This is a genomic window from Streptomyces glaucus, from assembly GCF_039533365.1.
Taxonomy (GTDB): domain Bacteria; phylum Actinomycetota; class Actinomycetes; order Streptomycetales; family Streptomycetaceae; genus Streptomyces; species Streptomyces glaucus.
The window spans coordinates 63,759-81,754 of sequence record NZ_BAAATK010000012.1 but is presented as its reverse complement, the minus strand read 5'-3'; the positions used below and the strand labels follow the sequence as shown (position 1 = coordinate 81,754).

The 17,996-nt window shown below is 72.6% G+C and carries 20 protein-coding genes; 7 read left to right on the top strand and 13 right to left on the bottom strand.

Going from position 1 to position 17,996, the window contains the following annotated elements; all coding sequences use genetic code 11:
- Nucleotides 1-23 precede the first annotated feature (23 nt).
- The 3 genes from ABD363_RS11885 to ABD363_RS11895 all read left to right on the top strand — a co-directional run bounded on the left by ABD363_RS11885 (nt 24) and on the right by ABD363_RS11895 (nt 2,517).
- Nucleotides 24-1,136, top strand: coding sequence for an alginate lyase family protein (locus ABD363_RS11885; protein WP_344602477.1), 1,113 nt, complete (start codon nt 24-26; stop codon nt 1,134-1,136).
- 193 nt (nt 1,137-1,329) lie between these two features.
- On the top strand, nt 1,330-1,728 hold the full coding sequence (locus tag ABD363_RS11890) for an OB-fold nucleic acid binding domain-containing protein (RefSeq protein WP_344602479.1): 399 nt from the start codon (nt 1,330-1,332) through the stop codon (nt 1,726-1,728).
- Nucleotides 1,729-1,731: 3 nt separating this feature from the next.
- On the top strand, nt 1,732-2,517 hold the full coding sequence (locus tag ABD363_RS11895; RefSeq protein WP_344602481.1) for a DUF3159 domain-containing protein: 786 nt from the start codon (nt 1,732-1,734) through the stop codon (nt 2,515-2,517).
- 86 nt (nt 2,518-2,603) lie between these two features.
- Here ABD363_RS11895 and ABD363_RS11900 read toward each other — a convergent pair whose 3' ends face one another.
- The 6 genes from ABD363_RS11900 to ABD363_RS11925 all read right to left on the bottom strand — a co-directional run bounded on the left by ABD363_RS11900 (nt 2,604) and on the right by ABD363_RS11925 (nt 7,220).
- Nucleotides 2,604-3,389 (bottom strand): DUF3159 domain-containing protein, encoded by a 786-nt coding sequence (locus ABD363_RS11900; protein ID WP_344602481.1) that lies wholly within the window; start codon nt 3,387-3,389, stop codon nt 2,604-2,606.
- A 3-nt stretch (nt 3,390-3,392) separates the two neighbouring features.
- A complete protein-coding gene (locus tag ABD363_RS11905) occupies nt 3,393-3,791 on the bottom strand; it encodes an OB-fold nucleic acid binding domain-containing protein (RefSeq protein WP_344602479.1) in 399 nt (132 codons plus the stop codon).
- 193 nt (nt 3,792-3,984) lie between these two features.
- Nucleotides 3,985-5,097 carry an alginate lyase family protein gene (locus ABD363_RS11910; protein ID WP_344602477.1) on the bottom strand — a complete coding sequence of 371 codons (1,113 nt, stop codon included), beginning with the start codon at nt 5,095-5,097 and terminating at the stop codon, nt 3,985-3,987.
- A gap of 233 nt (nt 5,098-5,330) precedes the next feature.
- The gene (locus ABD363_RS11915; protein WP_344602475.1) at nt 5,331-6,086 is read right to left on the bottom strand and encodes a DUF3710 domain-containing protein; all 756 of its coding nucleotides are present in this window, start codon (nt 6,084-6,086) and stop codon (nt 5,331-5,333) included.
- A 1-nt stretch (nt 6,087) separates the two neighbouring features.
- Nucleotides 6,088-6,639 carry a dUTP diphosphatase gene (gene dut / locus ABD363_RS11920; RefSeq protein WP_344602473.1) on the bottom strand — a complete coding sequence of 184 codons (552 nt, stop codon included), beginning with the start codon at nt 6,637-6,639 and terminating at the stop codon, nt 6,088-6,090.
- Entirely contained in the window at nt 6,636-7,220 is a 585-nt protein-coding gene (locus ABD363_RS11925; RefSeq protein ID WP_344602471.1) for a PaaI family thioesterase, read from the bottom strand. The genes dut and ABD363_RS11925 overlap by 4 nt, the downstream gene beginning before the upstream one ends.
- A 277-nt stretch (nt 7,221-7,497) precedes the next feature.
- Here ABD363_RS11925 and ABD363_RS11930 point away from each other — a divergent pair, with 277 nt between their 5' ends.
- Nucleotides 7,498-7,968 (top strand): DUF3093 domain-containing protein, encoded by a 471-nt coding sequence (locus ABD363_RS11930; RefSeq protein WP_344602469.1) that lies wholly within the window; start codon nt 7,498-7,500, stop codon nt 7,966-7,968.
- Nucleotides 7,969-7,986: 18 nt separating this feature from the next.
- Here ABD363_RS11930 and ABD363_RS11935 read toward each other — a convergent pair whose 3' ends face one another.
- From ABD363_RS11935 to ABD363_RS11950, 4 genes are all read right to left on the bottom strand, one after another.
- Nucleotides 7,987-8,913, bottom strand: a complete 927-nt coding sequence (locus tag ABD363_RS11935; protein WP_344602467.1) for a hypothetical protein — start codon at nt 8,911-8,913, stop codon at nt 7,987-7,989.
- A 13-nt stretch (nt 8,914-8,926) separates the two neighbouring features.
- Nucleotides 8,927-9,223: a DUF4193 domain-containing protein gene (locus ABD363_RS11940; protein ID WP_043504706.1), complete on the bottom strand. Its 297-nt coding sequence runs from the start codon at nt 9,221-9,223 to the stop codon at nt 8,927-8,929.
- A 405-nt stretch (nt 9,224-9,628) separates the two neighbouring features.
- A complete protein-coding gene (locus tag ABD363_RS11945; RefSeq protein ID WP_344602465.1) occupies nt 9,629-10,864 on the bottom strand; it encodes a sensor histidine kinase in 1,236 nt (411 codons plus the stop codon).
- A 5-nt stretch (nt 10,865-10,869) separates the two neighbouring features.
- A complete protein-coding gene (locus ABD363_RS11950) occupies nt 10,870-11,523 on the bottom strand; it encodes a response regulator transcription factor (RefSeq protein WP_004982445.1) in 654 nt (217 codons plus the stop codon).
- A gap of 422 nt (nt 11,524-11,945) precedes the next feature.
- Here ABD363_RS11950 and ABD363_RS11955 point away from each other — a divergent pair, with 422 nt between their 5' ends.
- Nucleotides 11,946-12,119 (top strand): hypothetical protein, encoded by a 174-nt coding sequence (locus ABD363_RS11955; RefSeq protein ID WP_344602461.1) that lies wholly within the window; start codon nt 11,946-11,948, stop codon nt 12,117-12,119.
- A gap of 154 nt (nt 12,120-12,273) precedes the next feature.
- Here ABD363_RS11955 and ABD363_RS11960 read toward each other — a convergent pair whose 3' ends face one another.
- Nucleotides 12,274-13,089, bottom strand: coding sequence for an inositol monophosphatase family protein (locus ABD363_RS11960; protein ID WP_344602459.1), 816 nt, complete (start codon nt 13,087-13,089; stop codon nt 12,274-12,276).
- Nucleotides 13,090-13,097: 8 nt separating this feature from the next.
- The gene (locus ABD363_RS11965; protein ID WP_344602457.1) at nt 13,098-14,225 is read right to left on the bottom strand and encodes a ferrochelatase; all 1,128 of its coding nucleotides are present in this window, start codon (nt 14,223-14,225) and stop codon (nt 13,098-13,100) included.
- 223 nt (nt 14,226-14,448) lie between these two features.
- On the opposite strand from ABD363_RS11965, the gene ABD363_RS11970 reads away from it, so the two are divergent.
- Both ABD363_RS11970 and ABD363_RS11975 read left to right on the top strand, forming a co-directional pair.
- Entirely contained in the window at nt 14,449-15,687 is a 1,239-nt protein-coding gene (locus tag ABD363_RS11970; protein ID WP_344602456.1) for an MFS transporter, read from the top strand.
- Nucleotides 15,647-16,966 carry a D-arabinono-1,4-lactone oxidase gene (locus tag ABD363_RS11975; RefSeq protein ID WP_344602454.1) on the top strand — a complete coding sequence of 440 codons (1,320 nt, stop codon included), beginning with the start codon at nt 15,647-15,649 and terminating at the stop codon, nt 16,964-16,966. The genes ABD363_RS11970 and ABD363_RS11975 overlap by 41 nt, the downstream gene beginning before the upstream one ends.
- Here the strand turns inward: ABD363_RS11975 and ABD363_RS11980 are convergent.
- Entirely contained in the window at nt 16,890-17,726 is an 837-nt protein-coding gene (locus ABD363_RS11980; protein ID WP_344602452.1) for a hypothetical protein, read from the bottom strand. The genes ABD363_RS11975 and ABD363_RS11980 overlap by 77 nt on opposite strands.
- Nucleotides 17,727-17,996 lie beyond the last annotated feature (270 nt).

The following is a 17,996-nucleotide window of genomic DNA, read 5'->3' as shown; positions in this document are numbered from 1 at the left end:
GGAGCGGGGAGTCCGATCGGCGTGTGTCAGCTCCGCCGGCCCGGGCAGGTCCGCCCGGGCCCGGTGCCGTCACCGGGGCCAAGGGGCAGCTGGACTTCGCCCGCGGCCGGGTGATCGCCGGCGCCCAGCCCTGGAAGGGAGCCTTCGACCGGATGACGGCGAGCAGGTACGCCGATCCGAACCGCGTCCCGAAGCCCCGCGCGATCGTCGAGTGCGGCTCGTACTCGAACCCCGACAACGGCTGCACCGACGAGCGCGAGGACGCGATCGCCGCCTACACCCACGCTCTCGCCTGGTACATCACCCGCGACGAACGGCACGCGCGGAAGGCCATCGAGCTGATGGACGCCTGGTCCGCCGTGATCCGGGACCACACCGGCAGCAACGCGCCCCTGCAGACCGGCTGGGCCGGCTCCTCCTGGCCCAAGGCCGCCGAGATCATCACGTACACGTACCCGGGGACCTGGGCGAACGCCGGCCGTTTCGCCACCATGCTCCGCACCGTCCACCTGCCCGAGGTGATCAACGGCTCCCACTCCAACGGCAACTGGGAGCTGTCGATGACGGAGGCCGCCGTCGGCATCTCCGTCCTCCTGGAGGACAAGGCGTCCTACGACAGGGCCATGGCCGGGTTCCGCACCCGTACGGCCGCCTACGTCTACCTGGCCTCGGACGGCGAGCTGCCGAAGACGGTGCCCGGCCAGAACCTCGACAGCCGGGAGGAGATCGTGCGGTACTGGCAGGGCCAGTCCACCTTCGTCACCGGCCTCAGCCAGGAGACCTGCCGCGACTTCACCCACACCGGATACGGCCTGTCGGCCATCTCGCACATCGCCGAGACCAGCCGGATCCAGGGCCAGGACCTGTACGGCACCGACGTCGGTGAGCGGCTGCGGCACGGGCTCGGATTCCACGCCAAGTACCAGCTGGGCGCGGCCGTGCCCAGCTGGCTGTGCGGCGGCTCCCTCACGCCGGGGCTCGGCCCGGTCACCGAGGTCGGCCACAACGCGCTGGCCAACCGGCTCGGACACGCCATGACCAACACCGGGACGCTGACCCTGCGGAACCGCCCGGCCGGCACCAACAACCTCTTCGTCGCCTGGGAGACGCTGACCCACGGGGACAACCCCGCCTGACCGCCGGCGGGGGCCGAGGACGGTGTGGGACCGGACGTCCCGGTGGCGCCGCCCATGACGGCCGTGGCTCCCGGGCCGCTGGACGGGGCGCCGCCGATGCCGCCGGGGTCCCGGGGACGGCCGGGAGCGGCCGGTCCGGGCGGGTGGGTCCAGGGGGTACGTGGCTGTCGGCGGCCCCCGGTACTCTTCAGATATGAGTGCTGTTCCTCGTTCCGGCAAGCCGGTGGGCCGGTTCCGGCGCATGTTCGACCGGCTCTCCTCGTCGCAGGAGGACCTGGAGTCGGAGGAACTGCGGGAGGACGCCGCCATCGCCGGCTGCACGCGGATAGGCGACTGCCAGGACCGGCAGATCGTGACGGTTACTGGTACCTTGCGCACGGTCACCCTGCGGCCGCGCGCGGGCGTCCCCGCCCTGGAGGCCGAGCTGTTCGACGGCTCCGCCGCCCTGGACGTGGTGTGGCTCGGCCGGCGCTCCATCGTGGGGATAGAGCCGGGGCGCAAGCTGATCGCATCGGGCCGGATCTCGATGAGCCGGGGCCGCCGGGTGCTGTTCAACCCGAAATACGAACTGAGACCCCTCGGACGGGAGTAGCCGGTGACGTCGCTCGACAGGCCGACCGAAGACACTCAAGCGGAGGACGCCCGGGCGGTGACGGAGGCCGCGCTCTTCGAGGCGTTCGGCGGAGTGCGGGGCATGATCGAGACGGTGCTGCCCGGCCTTCTCTTCGTCACCATCTACACGGTCAACAAGGACCTGCACCTGTCGGCGATCGCGGCGCTGGCCGTCTCGCTGGTGCTGGTCGCGGTCCGGCTGGCGATGAGGGACACCGTCAAGCACGCCTTCAGCGGTGTCTTCGGCGTCGCCTTCGGCGTGGTCTTCGCGATGATGACCGGCAACGCCAAGGACTTCTACCTGCCCGGCATGCTCTACACGCTGGGCCTGGGGCTGGCGTACATCGTCACGACGCTGTGCGGTGTGCCGCTGATCGGACTGATCCTCGGCCCGGTCTTCAAGGAGAACCTCTCCTGGCGCACCCGCAACCCCGGCCGCAAGAAGGCGTACGCGAAGGCCAGCTACGCCTGGGGCCTGATCCTGCTCGGCAAGTGCGCGATCCTCTTCCCGCTGTACTGGTGGGCGGACACCACCCAGCTCGGCTGGGTCCTCGTCGCCCTGAAGATCCCGCCGTTCCTGCTCGCCGTCTGGCTGACCTGGCTGTTCCTGGCGAAGGCGCCGGCGCCGATCGACGTGTTCGCCGAGATGGAGGCGGCGGAGCGGGCCGAGCGGCAGGAGCGGGAGCACCGGGGCACGGCCGAGCAGTCCGACGGCGCGGACGACGCGGCGGACACGGCGGATTCCCGGGGCCGGCACCGCAAGGCGTGACGGAGGGCGGCAGGCTCTCCGCAACGGGGGCGCCCCGGCGGCCGGCCGCCGGGGCGCCCCCGTTGCGGAGAGCCTGCCGCCCTCCGTCACGCCTTGCGGTGCCGGCCCCGGGAATCCGCCGTGTCCGCCGCGTCGTCCGCGCCGTCGGACTGCTCGGCCGTGCCCCGGTGCTCCCGCTCCTGCCGCTCGGCCCGCTCCGCCGCCTCCATCTCGGCGAACACGTCGATCGGCGCCGGCGCCTTCGCCAGGAACAGCCAGGTCAGCCAGACGGCGAGCAGGAACGGCGGGATCTTCAGGGCGACGAGGACCCAGCCGAGCTGGGTGGTGTCCGCCCACCAGTACAGCGGGAAGAGGATCGCGCACTTGCCGAGCAGGATCAGGCCCCAGGCGTAGCTGGCCTTCGCGTACGCCTTCTTGCGGCCGGGGTTGCGGGTGCGCCAGGAGAGGTTCTCCTTGAAGACCGGGCCGAGGATCAGTCCGATCAGCGGCACACCGCACAGCGTCGTGACGATGTACGCCAGCCCCAGGCCCAGCGTGTAGAGCATGCCGGGCAGGTAGAAGTCCTTGGCGTTGCCGGTCATCATCGCGAAGACCACGCCGAAGGCGACGCCGAAGACACCGCTGAAGGCGTGCTTGACGGTGTCCCTCATCGCCAGCCGGACCGCGACCAGCACCAGCGAGACGGCCAGCGCCGCGATCGCCGACAGGTGCAGGTCCTTGTTGACCGTGTAGATGGTGACGAAGAGAAGGCCGGGCAGCACCGTCTCGATCATGCCCCGCACTCCGCCGAACGCCTCGAAGAGCGCGGCCTCCGTCACCGCCCGGGCGTCCTCCGCTTGAGTGTCTTCGGTCGGCCTGTCGAGCGACGTCACCGGCTACTCCCGTCCGAGGGGTCTCAGTTCGTATTTCGGGTTGAACAGCACCCGGCGGCCCCGGCTCATCGAGATCCGGCCCGATGCGATCAGCTTGCGCCCCGGCTCTATCCCCACGATGGAGCGCCGGCCGAGCCACACCACGTCCAGGGCGGCGGAGCCGTCGAACAGCTCGGCCTCCAGGGCGGGGACGCCCGCGCGCGGCCGCAGGGTGACCGTGCGCAAGGTACCAGTAACCGTCACGATCTGCCGGTCCTGGCAGTCGCCTATCCGCGTGCAGCCGGCGATGGCGGCGTCCTCCCGCAGTTCCTCCGACTCCAGGTCCTCCTGCGACGAGGAGAGCCGGTCGAACATGCGCCGGAACCGGCCCACCGGCTTGCCGGAACGAGGAACAGCACTCATATCTGAAGAGTACCGGGGGCCGCCGACAGCCACGTACCCCCTGGACCCACCCGCCCGGACCGGCCGCTCCCGGCCGTCCCCGGGACCCCGGCGGCATCGGCGGCGCCCCGTCCAGCGGCCCGGGAGCCACGGCCGTCATGGGCGGCGCCACCGGGACGTCCGGTCCCACACCGTCCTCGGCCCCCGCCGGCGGTCAGGCGGGGTTGTCCCCGTGGGTCAGCGTCTCCCAGGCGACGAAGAGGTTGTTGGTGCCGGCCGGGCGGTTCCGCAGGGTCAGCGTCCCGGTGTTGGTCATGGCGTGTCCGAGCCGGTTGGCCAGCGCGTTGTGGCCGACCTCGGTGACCGGGCCGAGCCCCGGCGTGAGGGAGCCGCCGCACAGCCAGCTGGGCACGGCCGCGCCCAGCTGGTACTTGGCGTGGAATCCGAGCCCGTGCCGCAGCCGCTCACCGACGTCGGTGCCGTACAGGTCCTGGCCCTGGATCCGGCTGGTCTCGGCGATGTGCGAGATGGCCGACAGGCCGTATCCGGTGTGGGTGAAGTCGCGGCAGGTCTCCTGGCTGAGGCCGGTGACGAAGGTGGACTGGCCCTGCCAGTACCGCACGATCTCCTCCCGGCTGTCGAGGTTCTGGCCGGGCACCGTCTTCGGCAGCTCGCCGTCCGAGGCCAGGTAGACGTAGGCGGCCGTACGGGTGCGGAACCCGGCCATGGCCCTGTCGTAGGACGCCTTGTCCTCCAGGAGGACGGAGATGCCGACGGCGGCCTCCGTCATCGACAGCTCCCAGTTGCCGTTGGAGTGGGAGCCGTTGATCACCTCGGGCAGGTGGACGGTGCGGAGCATGGTGGCGAAACGGCCGGCGTTCGCCCAGGTCCCCGGGTACGTGTACGTGATGATCTCGGCGGCCTTGGGCCAGGAGGAGCCGGCCCAGCCGGTCTGCAGGGGCGCGTTGCTGCCGGTGTGGTCCCGGATCACGGCGGACCAGGCGTCCATCAGCTCGATGGCCTTCCGCGCGTGCCGTTCGTCGCGGGTGATGTACCAGGCGAGAGCGTGGGTGTAGGCGGCGATCGCGTCCTCGCGCTCGTCGGTGCAGCCGTTGTCGGGGTTCGAGTACGAGCCGCACTCGACGATCGCGCGGGGCTTCGGGACGCGGTTCGGATCGGCGTACCTGCTCGCCGTCATCCGGTCGAAGGCTCCCTTCCAGGGCTGGGCGCCGGCGATCACCCGGCCGCGGGCGAAGTCCAGCTGCCCCTTGGCCCCGGTGACGGCACCGGGCCCGGGCGGACCTGCCCGGGCCGGCGGAGCTGACACACGCCGATCGGACTCCCCGCTCCCGGGGCGGGCGGGACGATCGGCCGACGCCCCGAACCATCACACGCACGGTCGACGAGCCCGTACGTCCGTCCACCGTCCGTCCGCGCACGGAGGGACGAACGGTGACGGATCCGCCGGTGCCCGCCGACGGACCCGCGCATCCGCACACGGCGAAGGGCCGCGCCCCCTCGCGGGAACGCGGCCCTGACGCGTCTCCTCCGGCCCGGTTCCTACCGGACCTCCGTGATCTCCGGTCCGCGCTGCAGCTGGCCCATGCCGCCGGCGAAGCGGGAGCCGGTCTCCTCCTGCTGGACGTTCTCGGGAACCATCTGCGCGTCGTTCGGCAGCTTGAGGACGATCGGGTCGCGCGGCGCCATCGGACCGTCGCCGCGGACCACGACGGTGTCCCGGAAGATCTGCTCCAGCAGCCCCGCGGCCTGCGGCTGCACCGCGCCCTGGCCCGAGATCACGCCGCGCAGGAACCAGCGGGGCCCGTCCACGCCGACGAACCGCACGACCTGGAAGCCGCCCGTGCCGTCCGGCAGCTGCACCGGCACCTGGGCCCGCAGCTCCCAGCCCAGCGGACCCTCGACCTCGTCGACGATGCCGCCCTGCTGGGTGATGCCGGCCGCGATCTCCTCGCGCACCTCGCTCCAGATGCCCTCGCGCTTGGGCGCGGCGAAGGCCTGCAGCTGGATGGCGCTGTCGCGCAGCACGACGGTCGCCGCGACGATCGCGTCGCCCGCGACCTCCACCCGCAGCTCCATGCCCTCGACGCCCGGCACGAACAGTCCGCCCAGATCGACGCGGCCCTCGCCGGGGTTGCGCACCTCGGAGCTGTCCCAGGGCCCGTCGGGCCGCGGCTCGGGTTCGAGCCTCACCCGCTCGGCCTCGCCGTCCGCCTCAGTGTCGACGCTGTCGACGACCTGCTCGGCCTCGCCGGCCGCGCCCTCGGCGGCACCCTTCTTCTTGCGACGTCCGAACACGTCACTGTCCTTCCCGGTCGGATACGACCGAAGCGTATCGATTCCCACCCGTCGTGCCGCCCACGGCGGCCTGACCGCTTGTGCCGCTTGCGTCGCCCACCGCGGCGTGGCCGCCGGTGGACCCGAAGCCCCCCTCGGCCCGCACCGAGTCGGGAAGCTCCGCGACCTCCTGGAAGCGGACCCTCTCGACCTGCTGGACGACCAGTTGGGCAATCCGGTCGAAGCGCTCGAACCGCACGGGCTCGCGCGGGTCGAGATTCACCACGATCACCTTGATCTCCCCACGGTACCCGGCATCAACCGTCCCCGGGGCATTCACGAGGGCGACACCGCAACGGGCGGCGAGACCGGAGCGCGGATGCACGAAGGCCGCGTACCCCTCCGGGAGCGCCACGCACACGCCCGTGGGCAGGACGGCCCGCTCCCCGGGCGCCAGTTCGCATGCCTCGGTGGTGCGCAGATCGGCCCCCGCGTCACCGGGATGCGCGTACGTCGGAAGCGGTACGTCCGGGTCGACACGCCGGATCAGCACGTCCACGGGGCCCCGGCTCACGGGTTCACCTCGAAGGCGCGGGCGCGGCGGACCTGGACCGGATCGTTCATGGCGGCCCGGATCTCCTCCTCGCGGCCGTGGTCGATGAAGTGGTCGACCTTCACCTCGACGAAGAGGGCCTCGGCACGGACGGCGACGGGCCCGTCGGGACCGCCGATCCGCCCGGTCGCGGTGGAGTAGATCTTCCGGCCCGCGACCGCGGTCACCTCGGCCTCCAGATGCAGTGTCGCGCCGACCGGCACGGGAGATATGAAATCGGTCTCCAGCCGCCCGGTCACCGCGATCGTCCCCAGCAGCCAGTTCAGCGAGCCGAGGGCCTCGTCCAGAGCGGCGGCGAGCACCCCGCCGTGCGCCAGGCCGGGAGCGCCCTGATGGGCGGGCCGCACGGTGAACTCGGCGGTCAGGGACACGCCCTCGCCGGCCCGCGCCGCCAGGCGCAGCCCGTGCGGCTGCCCGCCGCCGCACCCGAAACACCCGTCGTAGTGCGCGCCCAGCAGCTCACCGGGCGCGGGAGCGTCGGGGTGCCGCACCGGTTCCACGGCATCGGCGGGAGGCTGAAGAGCTGCGGAAGTACCACTCACAGGCGCAGACCTTACCGGCCCGCCCGTCACCCACCACCGCCCTATCGGACAGCGCTCCGCGCCGACCCCCGCCCCCGCCCGTCACCCACCACCGCCCCACCGGACAGCGCTCCGCGCCGACCCCCGCCCCCGCCCGTCACCCACCACCGCCCTACCGGACAGCGCTCCGCGCCGACCCCCGCCCCCGCCCGTCACCCACCACCGCCCCACCGGACAGCGCTCCGCGCCGGCCGCCCCGGCTCCGGCACGAGCCGGACACCGTGCCAAGCTTGGCTTCATGCAGCTCTCCGCCGCCCCGTACGAAGAACGCCTCACCGCCCCGCGCTCGTGGTGGATCGTCTCGTTCCTGGCCGGGGTCTCCCTGGGCCTGATCCTGCTCCCCTTCGGCACGCTGCCGATGCTGGGCGGGCTGGCCGGCGGCGCGGCCGCCGCCGCGGTCGTCGTCAGCTCCTACGGCTCGGTCCGCATCCGGGTCGTGGGCGGTTCGCTGATCGCGGGCGACGCCCGGATCCCGGTCACGGCGCTGGGCGAGGCCCAGGCGCTGGACACCGAGGAGGCGCGCGCCTGGCGCACGTACAAGGCCGACACCCGGGCTTTCCTGCTGCTGCGCGCCTACATCCCCACGGCCCTGCGCGTCGAGGTCACCGACCCGGACGATCCGACGCCGTACCTCTACCTGTCGACCCGCGAGCCGGAGCGGCTGGCCCAGGCGCTGAAGGCGGCGCGGGCAGCGCAGACGGCGCAGTAGCGCGGCCGACGGCAGGGCTCAGCGTCCGTCTCCCCCGCGGTGCGAGGGGTTCTCGGGACGCTCCCCGATCTCCAGCGCGTCCGCCGGGCGTTCCAGGTCCGGAAGGCCGTCGAGCGCCTCCCACGGCACCTGCGTCCGGCGCAGGTCCTCCCGGACGCGGGCGGCGAGTCTTCTGGTGTCCCGCCGGTTCATGACCGCCCCCACGGTCGCGCCCACCAGGAACGGCATCAGGTTCGGCAGGTTGCGCACCATCCGCTTCATGATCTGCTGACGCAGCTGGCGCTTCACATGGCCGTTCATCGCCGTGCTCAGCGTCGACGGCTTGGTCACGTCGATCCCGCGCTCGTCCGACCAGGCGTTCAGATACGCGGTGCTGCGCTGCTTGAGGTTGCCGGGCGGTCGCGCGCCGTACACCTCGTGGAGTTCGGCGATCAGCTTCAGCTCGATCGCCGCGACCCCGGTGATCTCGGCGGCCAGTTCCGCGGGCATCGCGGGCGGTACGGGCAGCATCGCCGCGGCGCCGATGCCCGCTCCGACCGTCGCCGTCGCCGTGGCGGCGCCCGCCACGAGCTTGTCGGCGAGTTCCTCGGGCCCGAGACCGGGGAACTGCCTGCGGAGTGTCGCCAGGTCCCGTACGGGGACCCGCGGGGCCAGGTCGATGATCCGGTCGGCGAGGTGCCCGAGGCCCGCCCGGGCGCGGTCGCCGCCCTTGCGGACGCCCCGCCTGGTCAGGTCCCGGATCACCGCCGTCCGGCGTCGGGCGACGGGCTCGGGGGCCTCCGCGGGCGCCGGGAGGTCGCTCCGGCCGGCCGCCGGTCCGAGCGAGGCCGCTCCGGTGTCGGTTGAGCCTCGCCCGTCGTCACGCGTGCCGTGCGGGCCGTCGGACGGCCCTCGGTCCGCTCCCCTGGAGAAGCGGCGCTTCCAAGGAGGGGTCGAGCCAGTCACGGCCGACCCGCCCTCAGTCGCAGTCGCGGCAGATGGGCTGGCCGTTCTTCTCCCGGGCCAGCTGGCTGCGGTGGTGCACCAGGAAGCAGCTCATGCACGTGAACTCGTCCTGCTGCTTCGGCAGCACCCGGACGGCCAGCTCCTCGTTCGAGAGATCGGCGCCGGGCAGTTCGAGGCCCTCGGCGGCCTCGAACTCGTCGACGTCCACGGAGGAGGCCGACTTGTCGTTCCGCCGGGCCTTCAGTTCTTCGAGGCTGTCCGAGTCGACGTCGTCGTCGGTCTTGCGTGGAGTGTCGTAATCGGTTGCCATGTCGCTCTCCCCCTCTGGGTGTCTGCGGTGTCTCCAGCGCACGTAACGCGTGAGAGGCCGGACTTGTGCCCGACCCGAGGCGGAGATTTTGCCTCACATCAAGGTCTGTTACTCAATCGACACCCAACCGGACCCCTCAGGGGTGATCGGCTTGGATGGCGATGGGGACCGTACACGGTCCGAAGGCCGCACTTCAAAGGCGTCTCACCGTGTACTTCCCGTGATCAGGACCCCTGAAAACCAGGATTTTCCCGACTTTCCAGGGGCGTACGCGACCACGGAGAGTAGACGACCGGAAAAACGCCGTTGTGATCGATCACACATGCGAGCGTCGGCGCGCCCTTCCGAAAATTCCGCGCAAAGCGAACATCGGTGGAAGTCGGCGGGACGATCGACGGCATGATCTCAGATGGGCAGCGTGACTCGCATCACGAGCCCGCCTCCCTCGCGCGGCTGGGCGTAGATGTGCCCGCCGTGCGCCCGGGCCACGGAGCGGACGATGGACAGGCCCAGGCCGACGCCCTTGTCGCTGCCCGTGCGCTCCGTGCGCAGCCGCCGGAACGGCTCGAAGAGGTTGTCGACCTCGTACGCCGGCACGACCGGGCCGGTGTTGGAGACGACCAGGACCGCCCGGCCGTGCTGCGCCTCGGTGGTGACCTCGACCCAGCCGTCCTCGGGGACGTTGTAGCGCACGGCGTTCTGCACGAGGTTCAGGGCGATCCGCTCCAGCAGCACGCCGTTGCCCTGGACGACCACGGGCTGCCGCTCGCCGCGGATCTCCACGCCCTTGGCCTCCGCCTCGGCCCGCACCTGGTCGATGGCCTGCGAGGCGACCTCGGCGAGGTCGACCGGCTTGCGCTCGACGATCTGGTTGTCGCTGCGGGCGAGCAGCAGCAGGCCCTCGACGAGCTGTTCGCTGCGTTCGTTGGTGGCCAGCAGCGTCTTGCCGAGCTGCTGCAGTTCCACCGGGGCGCCGGGATCGGACAGATGGACCTCGAGGAGCGTGCGGTTGATCGCGAGCGGGGTGCGCAGCTCGTGCGAGGCGTTGCCGACGAAGCGCTGCTGGGCGGTGAAGGCGCGCTGCAGCCGCTCCAGCATGTCGTCGAAGGTGTCGGCGAGTTCCTTCAGCTCGTCGTCCGGGCCGTCCAGCTCGATGCGGCGGGACAGGTCGGAGCCGGCCACCGCGCGCGCGGTGCGGGTGATCCGGCCCAGCGGCGACAGGACCCGGCCGGCCATCGCGTAGCCGAAGGCGAAGGCGATGACGGCGAGGCCGAGGAGGGCCAGCAGGGAGCGGCTGAGCAGGGTGTCCAGCGCGTGCTGGCGCTGCTCGTTCACACAGGCGCCCAGCGCCTCGTTGAGCTCGTCCGCGGGCAGCGGGGAGGGGCCCAGGTTGCAGGTCTTGCTGGACACCTGGCCGGAGAGGATCTTGAAGGGCAGGTCGCTGCCCACGTTCAGGGCGCTCGCGGCGAGCAGGTAGATGATCGACAGCAGCAGGATGCCGGCGATCAGGAACATGCCGCCGTACAGCAGCGTGAGCCGTATCCGGATGGTCGGCCGCAGCCAGGGGAAGGGCTGCACCGGCCTGCGGGGGTCCCAGGTGGGCTTGGGGGGCGCCTGAGGGGGCGCGGGTGTCGTGGCCACGGGGATCAGATCCGGTAGCCGGAGCCGGGGACGGTGACGATGACGGGCGGCTCGCCCAGCTTGCGGCGCAGGGTCATGACGGTGACCCGCACCACGTTGGTGAACGGGTCGGTGTTCTCGTCCCAGGCCTTCTCCAGGAGCTGCTCCGCGGAGACGACCGCGCCCTCGCTGCGCATGAGCACCTCGAGGACCGCGAACTCCTTGGGCGCGAGCTGGACCTCCCTGCCGTCGCGGAAGACCTCGCGGCGGTTGGGGTCGAGTTTGATCCCGGCGCGCTCCAGGACGGGCGGCAGGGGCACGCTCGTACGCCGTCCGAGGGCGCGCACGCGGGCGATGAGCTCGCTGAACGCGAAGGGCTTGGGCAGATAGTCGTCGGCGCCGATCTCCAGGCCCTCCACCCGGTCGCTGACGTCGCCGGAGGCGGTGAGCATCAGCACGCGCGTGGGCATGCCGAGCTCGACGATCCTGCGGCAGACGTCGTCGCCGTGCACGAGCGGGAGGTCGCGGTCGAGGACGACCACGTCGTAGTCGTTGACGCCGATGCGCTCCAGGGCGGCCGCACCGTCGTACACGACGTCGACGGCCATGGCCTCCCGGCGCAGTCCGGTGGCCACCGCATCGGCGAGCAGTTGCTCGTCCTCGACGACGAGTACGCGCACGTCGCTTGTCCTTCCTGTGTCCGTCCGCACGGCGGCGTGGGGGGCCGCACGCGGGCGGGGTGTCCGTGGGTGTGTTGCCTCCATCCTGCACTTTTCGTCCGTAAGTCGGCTGTAAGGCAGGGGGAGGGGGGCCGGGCCGGGCGGACCTGGGAACCGGCGGCGGAGGAAATTCTCGGGCGGCCGAGGTTTCCGCGGGAGGGAGCAGGGGGAGGACGGGTTTACACCCCGCGATCACGCTCTGCATGTACCGCACCACCGCGCGGTGCACAGCACTCCGCTTTCCGCAGGGCGGGCGTGGATGTCCGGCGCCGCCGCCGCCCGGCGGAGCGGCGCGCCGGGCGCCCACCGGAGACGTGATCGCCCCTCCCGAACCGGCACACCCCCGTGCCACCGACCCACGACCCAGGACGAGGGGGCGCAGCATGGACGCTTTCACCGCAGGACTTCTGCAGCGCATAAAGGCGACCGAGTCCGACCTGTCGCGGGCTCGTGACGAGGGCGACGACTTCCTCGTCGAAGTGGAGCTGGCCGAGCTCGACGACCTGCGCCGCCTCGCCGCCGAGCACGGTGTGGAGGTCGGCGCGTCCGGCGTCTGACCGGCCCGACGGGACGGGGCCCCGGCGGTGCCACCGCCGGGGCCCCGTCCCGTCGGAAGGCGGCCGCGTCCACGCGCCGTCGGCCCTTCGCGGTCACCGGCCCGCTCCTGGCGCCGGCCCTCGCGCGAGCACGCGGGCCGGCGCGGCGGTGCCGTCAGTCGTGCCAGGCGCCGAAGTCCTCCAGGAGCCGCTGGAGGGGCTCGAAGACGCCCGGTGTGCCCGCGACCGTCAGCTCCCGCGACGGGCGCTCTCCGGGGCGTCCGCCGGTCAGCGCGCCCGCCTCCCGGGCGATGAGGTCGCCCGCGGCGAAGTCCCAGGCGTTCAGTCCGCGCTCGTAGTACCCGTCGAGGCGGCCCGCGGCGAGGTCGCACAGGTCGACCGCGGCCGAGCCGCCGCGCCGGATGTCGCGCAGCAGCGGGATCATCCTCCGCGCGACCTCGGCCTGGTGGGCGCGGACCTCGGCGACGTAGTTGAAGCCGGTGGAGACCAGGGCCTGGTCCAGCGGCGGCGCGGGGCGGCAGGCGAGCCGCCGCTCGCCGTCCCAGGCGCCGGTCGCCCAGGCTCCCCCGCCCCGGACCGCGTGGTAGGTCTCGCCGCGCATCGGGGCCGCGACCACGCCGACGACCGTCTCCCCGTCCCGCTCGGCGGCGATGGAGACGGCCCAGGTCGGCAGGCCGTACAGGTAGTTCACCGTGCCGTCGAGCGGATCGATCACCCAGCGGATCCCGCTGGTGCCCTCGGTGGCGGCGCCCTCCTCGCCGAGGAAGCCGTCGTCCGGACGGCGGTCCGCGATCAGGCCGGTGATCAGCTTCTCCGCCGCGATGTCCATCTCGGTGACCACGTCGATCGGGCTGGACTTGGTGGCGGCGACCGCCAGGTCGGCCGGGCGGCCGTCCCGCAGCAGCTCGCCCGCGCGGCGGGCGGCCTCCCGGGCGAGCCCGAGCAGTTCCTCGTGCAGGGGGTCGGTCACGGGGCTCCTCACGCGTAGGGGCTGTCGGCGCCCGCGGCGGCGGGGCGCGGGGCACGGGCCGGGCAGCAGCCCACCGGGCAGACGTCGTGGCCGGCGCCGAGCGTGCCCAGGGCGCACGGCGTGACGCGCTGTCCGCGCTCGGCGGCGGCCCGCTCCAGGACGAGCTCGCGGATCGCGGCGGCGAACCGCGGGTCGGCGCCGACGGTGGCCGAGCGGCGCACCGGCAGCCCCAGCTCCTCGGCCTTGGCCGTGGCCTCCGTATCGAGGTCGTACAGGACCTCCATGTGGTCGGAGACGAAGCCGATCGGGGCCATGACGACGGCCGGGACGCCGGCCGCGTGCCGCTCCTCCAGGTGGTCGCAGATGTCGGGCTCCAGCCACGGGATGTGCGGGGCGCCGGAGCGGGACTGGTAGACGAGCTGCCAGGGGTGGTCGACGCCGGTGCGCTCGCGGACGGCGTCGGCGATCAGCCGCGCGACGTCCAGGTGCTGCCTGACGTAGGCGCCGCCGTCGCCGTGCTGCTCGACGGGGCCGGAGGTGTCCGCGGCGGAGTTCGGGATCGAGTGGGTCGTGAACGCGATGTGCGCGCCGTCCCGGACCTCCTCGGGAAGGTCGGCGAGGGACCGGATCACCCCGTCGATCATGGGCTCCACGAAGCCCGGGTGGTTGAAGTAGTGCCGCAGCTTGTCGATCCTGGGCAGCTCCAGGCCCTCCGCCTCCAGGGCGGCGAGCGCGTCGGCGAGGTTCTCGCGGTACTGGCGGCAGCCCGAGTAGGAGGCGTAGGCGCTGGTGGCGAGGACGAGGATGCGGCGGCGGCCGTCGCGGACCATGTCGCGCAGGGTGTCCGTCAGGTACGGGGCCCAGTTGCGGTTGCCCCAGTAGACCGGCAGGTCCAGGCCGTGGTCGGCGAAGTCCTTGCGCAGGGCGTCCAGCAGGGCGCGGTTCTGGTCGTTGATCGGGCTGACCCCGCCGAACAGGAAGTAGTGCCGGCCGACTTCCTTCAGGCGTTCCTTGGGGATGCCGCGTCCGCGGGTCACGTTCTCCAGGAACGGGACCACGTCGTCCGGGCCTTCGGGGCCGCCGAACGAGAGCAGGAGCAAGGCGTCGTAGGGGGTGGCATGGAGCACGTCTGGCATGGCTCGATCCTGCCACCCGGCACGGACAGCCGGGAAACGGCGGGTGCCGGGCCCCGCCTCCGGCCCCGGACCGGGAGTGCATTAGGGTTACCTAACCGGTAATCTGTATCGGCTGGGTTCACGCCTTACTCAGCTTGTTGCCGCGCCCTGCCCCCGGTCCGGTTCCCAGCACGCCGGCCGGGAGCCCTTCGACCGTGCCGTACCGGACCCGCCGGAGAAGCCCGTGCCCAGCCCCTACCGCGCCCTGTTCGCCGCTCCCGGCTCCAAGGCCTTCTCCGCCGCGGGCTTCCTCGGCCGTATGCCGCTGTCGATGATGGGCATCGGCGTGGTGACGATGGTCTCCCAGCTGACCGGCCGCTACGGCCTCGCCGGCGCCCTGTCGGCGACCATCGCGCTCGCCGCCGCGGTGGCCGGCCCGCAGATCTCGCGCCTGGTGGACCAGTACGGGCAGCGGCGGGTGCTGCGCCCGGCGACGCTCGTCTCGCTCGTCGCCGCGGCCGGGCTCCTGCTCACCGCGCACTACGGCTGGCCGGACTGGCTCCTGTTCGTGTGCTGCGTCGGCGTCGGCTGCGTGCCGAGCGTCGGCGCGATGATCCGGGCGCGCTGGGCGGCCCTGTACCGGGGCACCCCGCAGCTGCACACGGCGTACTCCTTCGAGTCCGTCGTCGACGAGATCTGCTTCATCTTCGGGCCGATCATCTCCATCGGCCTGTCCACGGCCTGGTTCCCGGAGGCCGGGCCGCTGCTGGCCGCCTGCTTCCTGGCGGCCGGCGTCTTCTGGCTGACCGCGCAGCGCGCCACCGAGCCCGAACCCCACCCGCGTGAGCGGCACGGCGGCGGTTCGGCGCTGCGCTCCCGGGGCCTGCAGGTGCTGGTGACCACCTTCGTGGCGACCGGGGCGATCTTCGGGGCGGTCGACGTGGTCACCGTCGCCTTCGCCGACGAGCGGGGCCACAAGGGCGCCGCGAGCGTCGTCCTGGCGGTGTACGCGGCCGGTTCCTGCGTGGCGGGGGCCGTGTTCGGGCTGCTGCGTTTCACGGGGGCGCCCGAGTACCGCTGGTTGCTGGGCGTCTGCGCGATGGGCGTGAGTATGATCCCCCTCCTACTGGTCGGGAACCTGCCGTTTCTGGCCGTGGCACTCTTCGTCGCGGGCCTGTCGATCGCTCCCACGATGATCACGACGATGTCCCTCATCGAAGAGCACGTACCACGCGCGCAGCTGACCGAGGGCATGACCTGGGTGAGCACCGGGCTCGCGGTCGGGGTCGCGGTCGGCTCCTCCGCGGCCGGCTGGGTGATCGACGCGGCCGGGGCGCGCGCCGGGTACGGGGTCCCGGCGGTGGCCGGGGGCGTCGCGGTCGTGGTCGGTTTCCTCGGGTACCGCCGGCTCAAGCGGCCGGCTCCGGGTCGGGGAGGCACCGTTGGGCAGCACGGCGAACGGGACGAACGGCACGTGGCGTAACTGGGGCGGCAATGTCCGCGCGCGTCCCGCGCGGGAGGTCGCTCCCGCCTCCGTCGACGAACTGGCCGAGGCCGTGCGGAGGGCCGCCGAGGACGGGCTGCGGGTGAAGGCCGTCGGCACCGGGCACTCCTTCACGTCCGTGGCCGCCACCGACGGGGTGCTGATACGCCCCCACCTGCTGACCGGCATACGCGGCATCGACCGGGCGGCCATGACGGTCACGGTCGAGGCCGGAACCCCGCTCAAGCGGCTCAACAGGGCCCTCGCGCGCGAGGGCCTGTCGCTGACGAACATGGGCGACATCATGGAGCAGACGGTCTCCGGGGCCACCAGTACCGGCACGCACGGCACGGGCCGCGAGTCCGGCTCGATCGCCGCCGAGATCAGGGCCCTGGAGCTGGTCACGGCGGACGGCTCCGTGCTCACCTGCTCCGCGAGGGAGAACCCGGAGGTCTTCGCGGCCGCCCGCATCGGCCTGGGCGCCCTGGGCGTGGTCAGCGCGATCACCTTCGCCGTGGAGCCGGTCTTCCTGCTCACGGCCCGCGAGGAGCCGATGCCGCTGGAGCGGGTCCTCGCCGACTTCGACGCCCTGTGGGCCGAGAACGAGCACTTCGAGTTCTACTGGTTCCCCCACACCGGCAACACCCACACCAAACGCAACAACCGCAGTGCGGGCCCCGAGCGGCCGGTGGGGCGGGCCAGGGCCTGGTTCGAGGACGAGTTCCTCTCCAACGGGGCCTTCGAGGTGGTCAGCCGGGTGGGCCGCGCGGTGCCCGCCGCGGTGCCCGCGATCGCGCGGATCTCCAGCAGGGCCCTGTCCGCGCGGACCTACACCGACATCCCCTACAAGGTCTTCACGTCGCCCCGCCGGGTGCGCTTCGTGGAGATGGAGTACGCCGTTCCGCGCGAGGCCCTGGTCGGCACGGTGCGGGAGCTGAAGGCGCTGGTCGACCGCTCGTCCCTGCGGATCGGCTTCCCCGTCGAGGTGCGCACCGCCCCGGCCGACGACATCCCGCTCTCCACGGCCTCGGGCCGGGACAGCGCGTACGTCGCCGTCCACATGTTCAGGGGCACGCCCTACCGGGCGTACTTCACCGCCGCCGAGCGCATCTTCACCGCGCACGGGGGGCGGCCGCACTGGGGCAAGGTGCACACCCGGGACGCCGCGTACCTCTCCCGGGTGTATCCCCGCTTCGGCGAGTTCACGGCGCTGCGGGACCGTCTCGACCCGGACCGGCGGTTCCAGAACGACTATCTGCGGAGGGTTCTGGGGCCGTAGCCGACGCGCTCGGGGCCGGGCTCGACGCGGTGCCGCCGCCGGAGTCGCCGCCGGGGTCCCGGCTTCCGGTGGGGTTCGGCGCCGGGCTCGACGCGGTGCCGCCGTCCGGGGAGGCACCGCCCGACGGGGCGGTGCCACCGGTCCCGGACGGGGCGCCGGACGGGGTGGCCGGCGGCGCCTCGTCGCCGGCGTCCGGATCCGCGGGGGACGCGGAGCCCCCGGAGCCGTCGGGGTCGCCGGAGCTGTCGGAGCCTTCCGGCTCCCCGGAGCGCGAGGAGGACGCTCCGGGGCCGGAGAGCACGCCGCCGACGGTCGTGCTCCGCCCGCCGTCGAGGCGGTGGCCCGACGCCAGTTCGTACGCGGTGATCGCGGTCATCGTGACGCCGAAGACCAGGATCGCGGCGAGCACCGGCCGCTTCCGGCCACCGGCCCGGGCGCGGTAGACGGTCCCCCCGGTGAACTCGCCCGGCGCGGGCGGCGCCTGCGCCCCGGGCCGCCCGGGGGCCGCGGCGGCGTCCCGGAACTGCTCGCCGGTGCGTTTGAGGAGGTGCTGGAAGAGCGTGCCGCCGCAGGTGGCGATCGCGCTGACCACGCCGGCTCCGAGGATCGTGCCGTAGACGCCGAAGCAGGAGGCGAGTCCGGCGGCCACCACCGCCGCCAGGGCGCTGCCCGCCACCTGCGGCACGCTCAGGTCGATCCGCTTCCTCTCCGCCTCCCGCGGGCCGCTCGTCCCGTCGACGACATCGGGTCTTTCACGCATCCCCGGACCTTGCCTGCCTTTCCCGTACCTGATCGGCCATTTCGACTTGATCGATGACGCGATCAGTCAACTGTGCAAGAAAGGGACGTAAAAGCGAAACCATTAGTTCCGTTTCTGGCGATTGCGTGAAATTCACCACGCCGGAGACCGGGGAGTTCGCGCCACGGCGGCCAAGTCGCCCCCCTTGCCGGAAGACGGGCGGCGTGCCAATCCACGCACGTGGCCCGAATGGAGTACTGTTGCGAGCCCTGGGTCCGGTCTCCCGTCAGG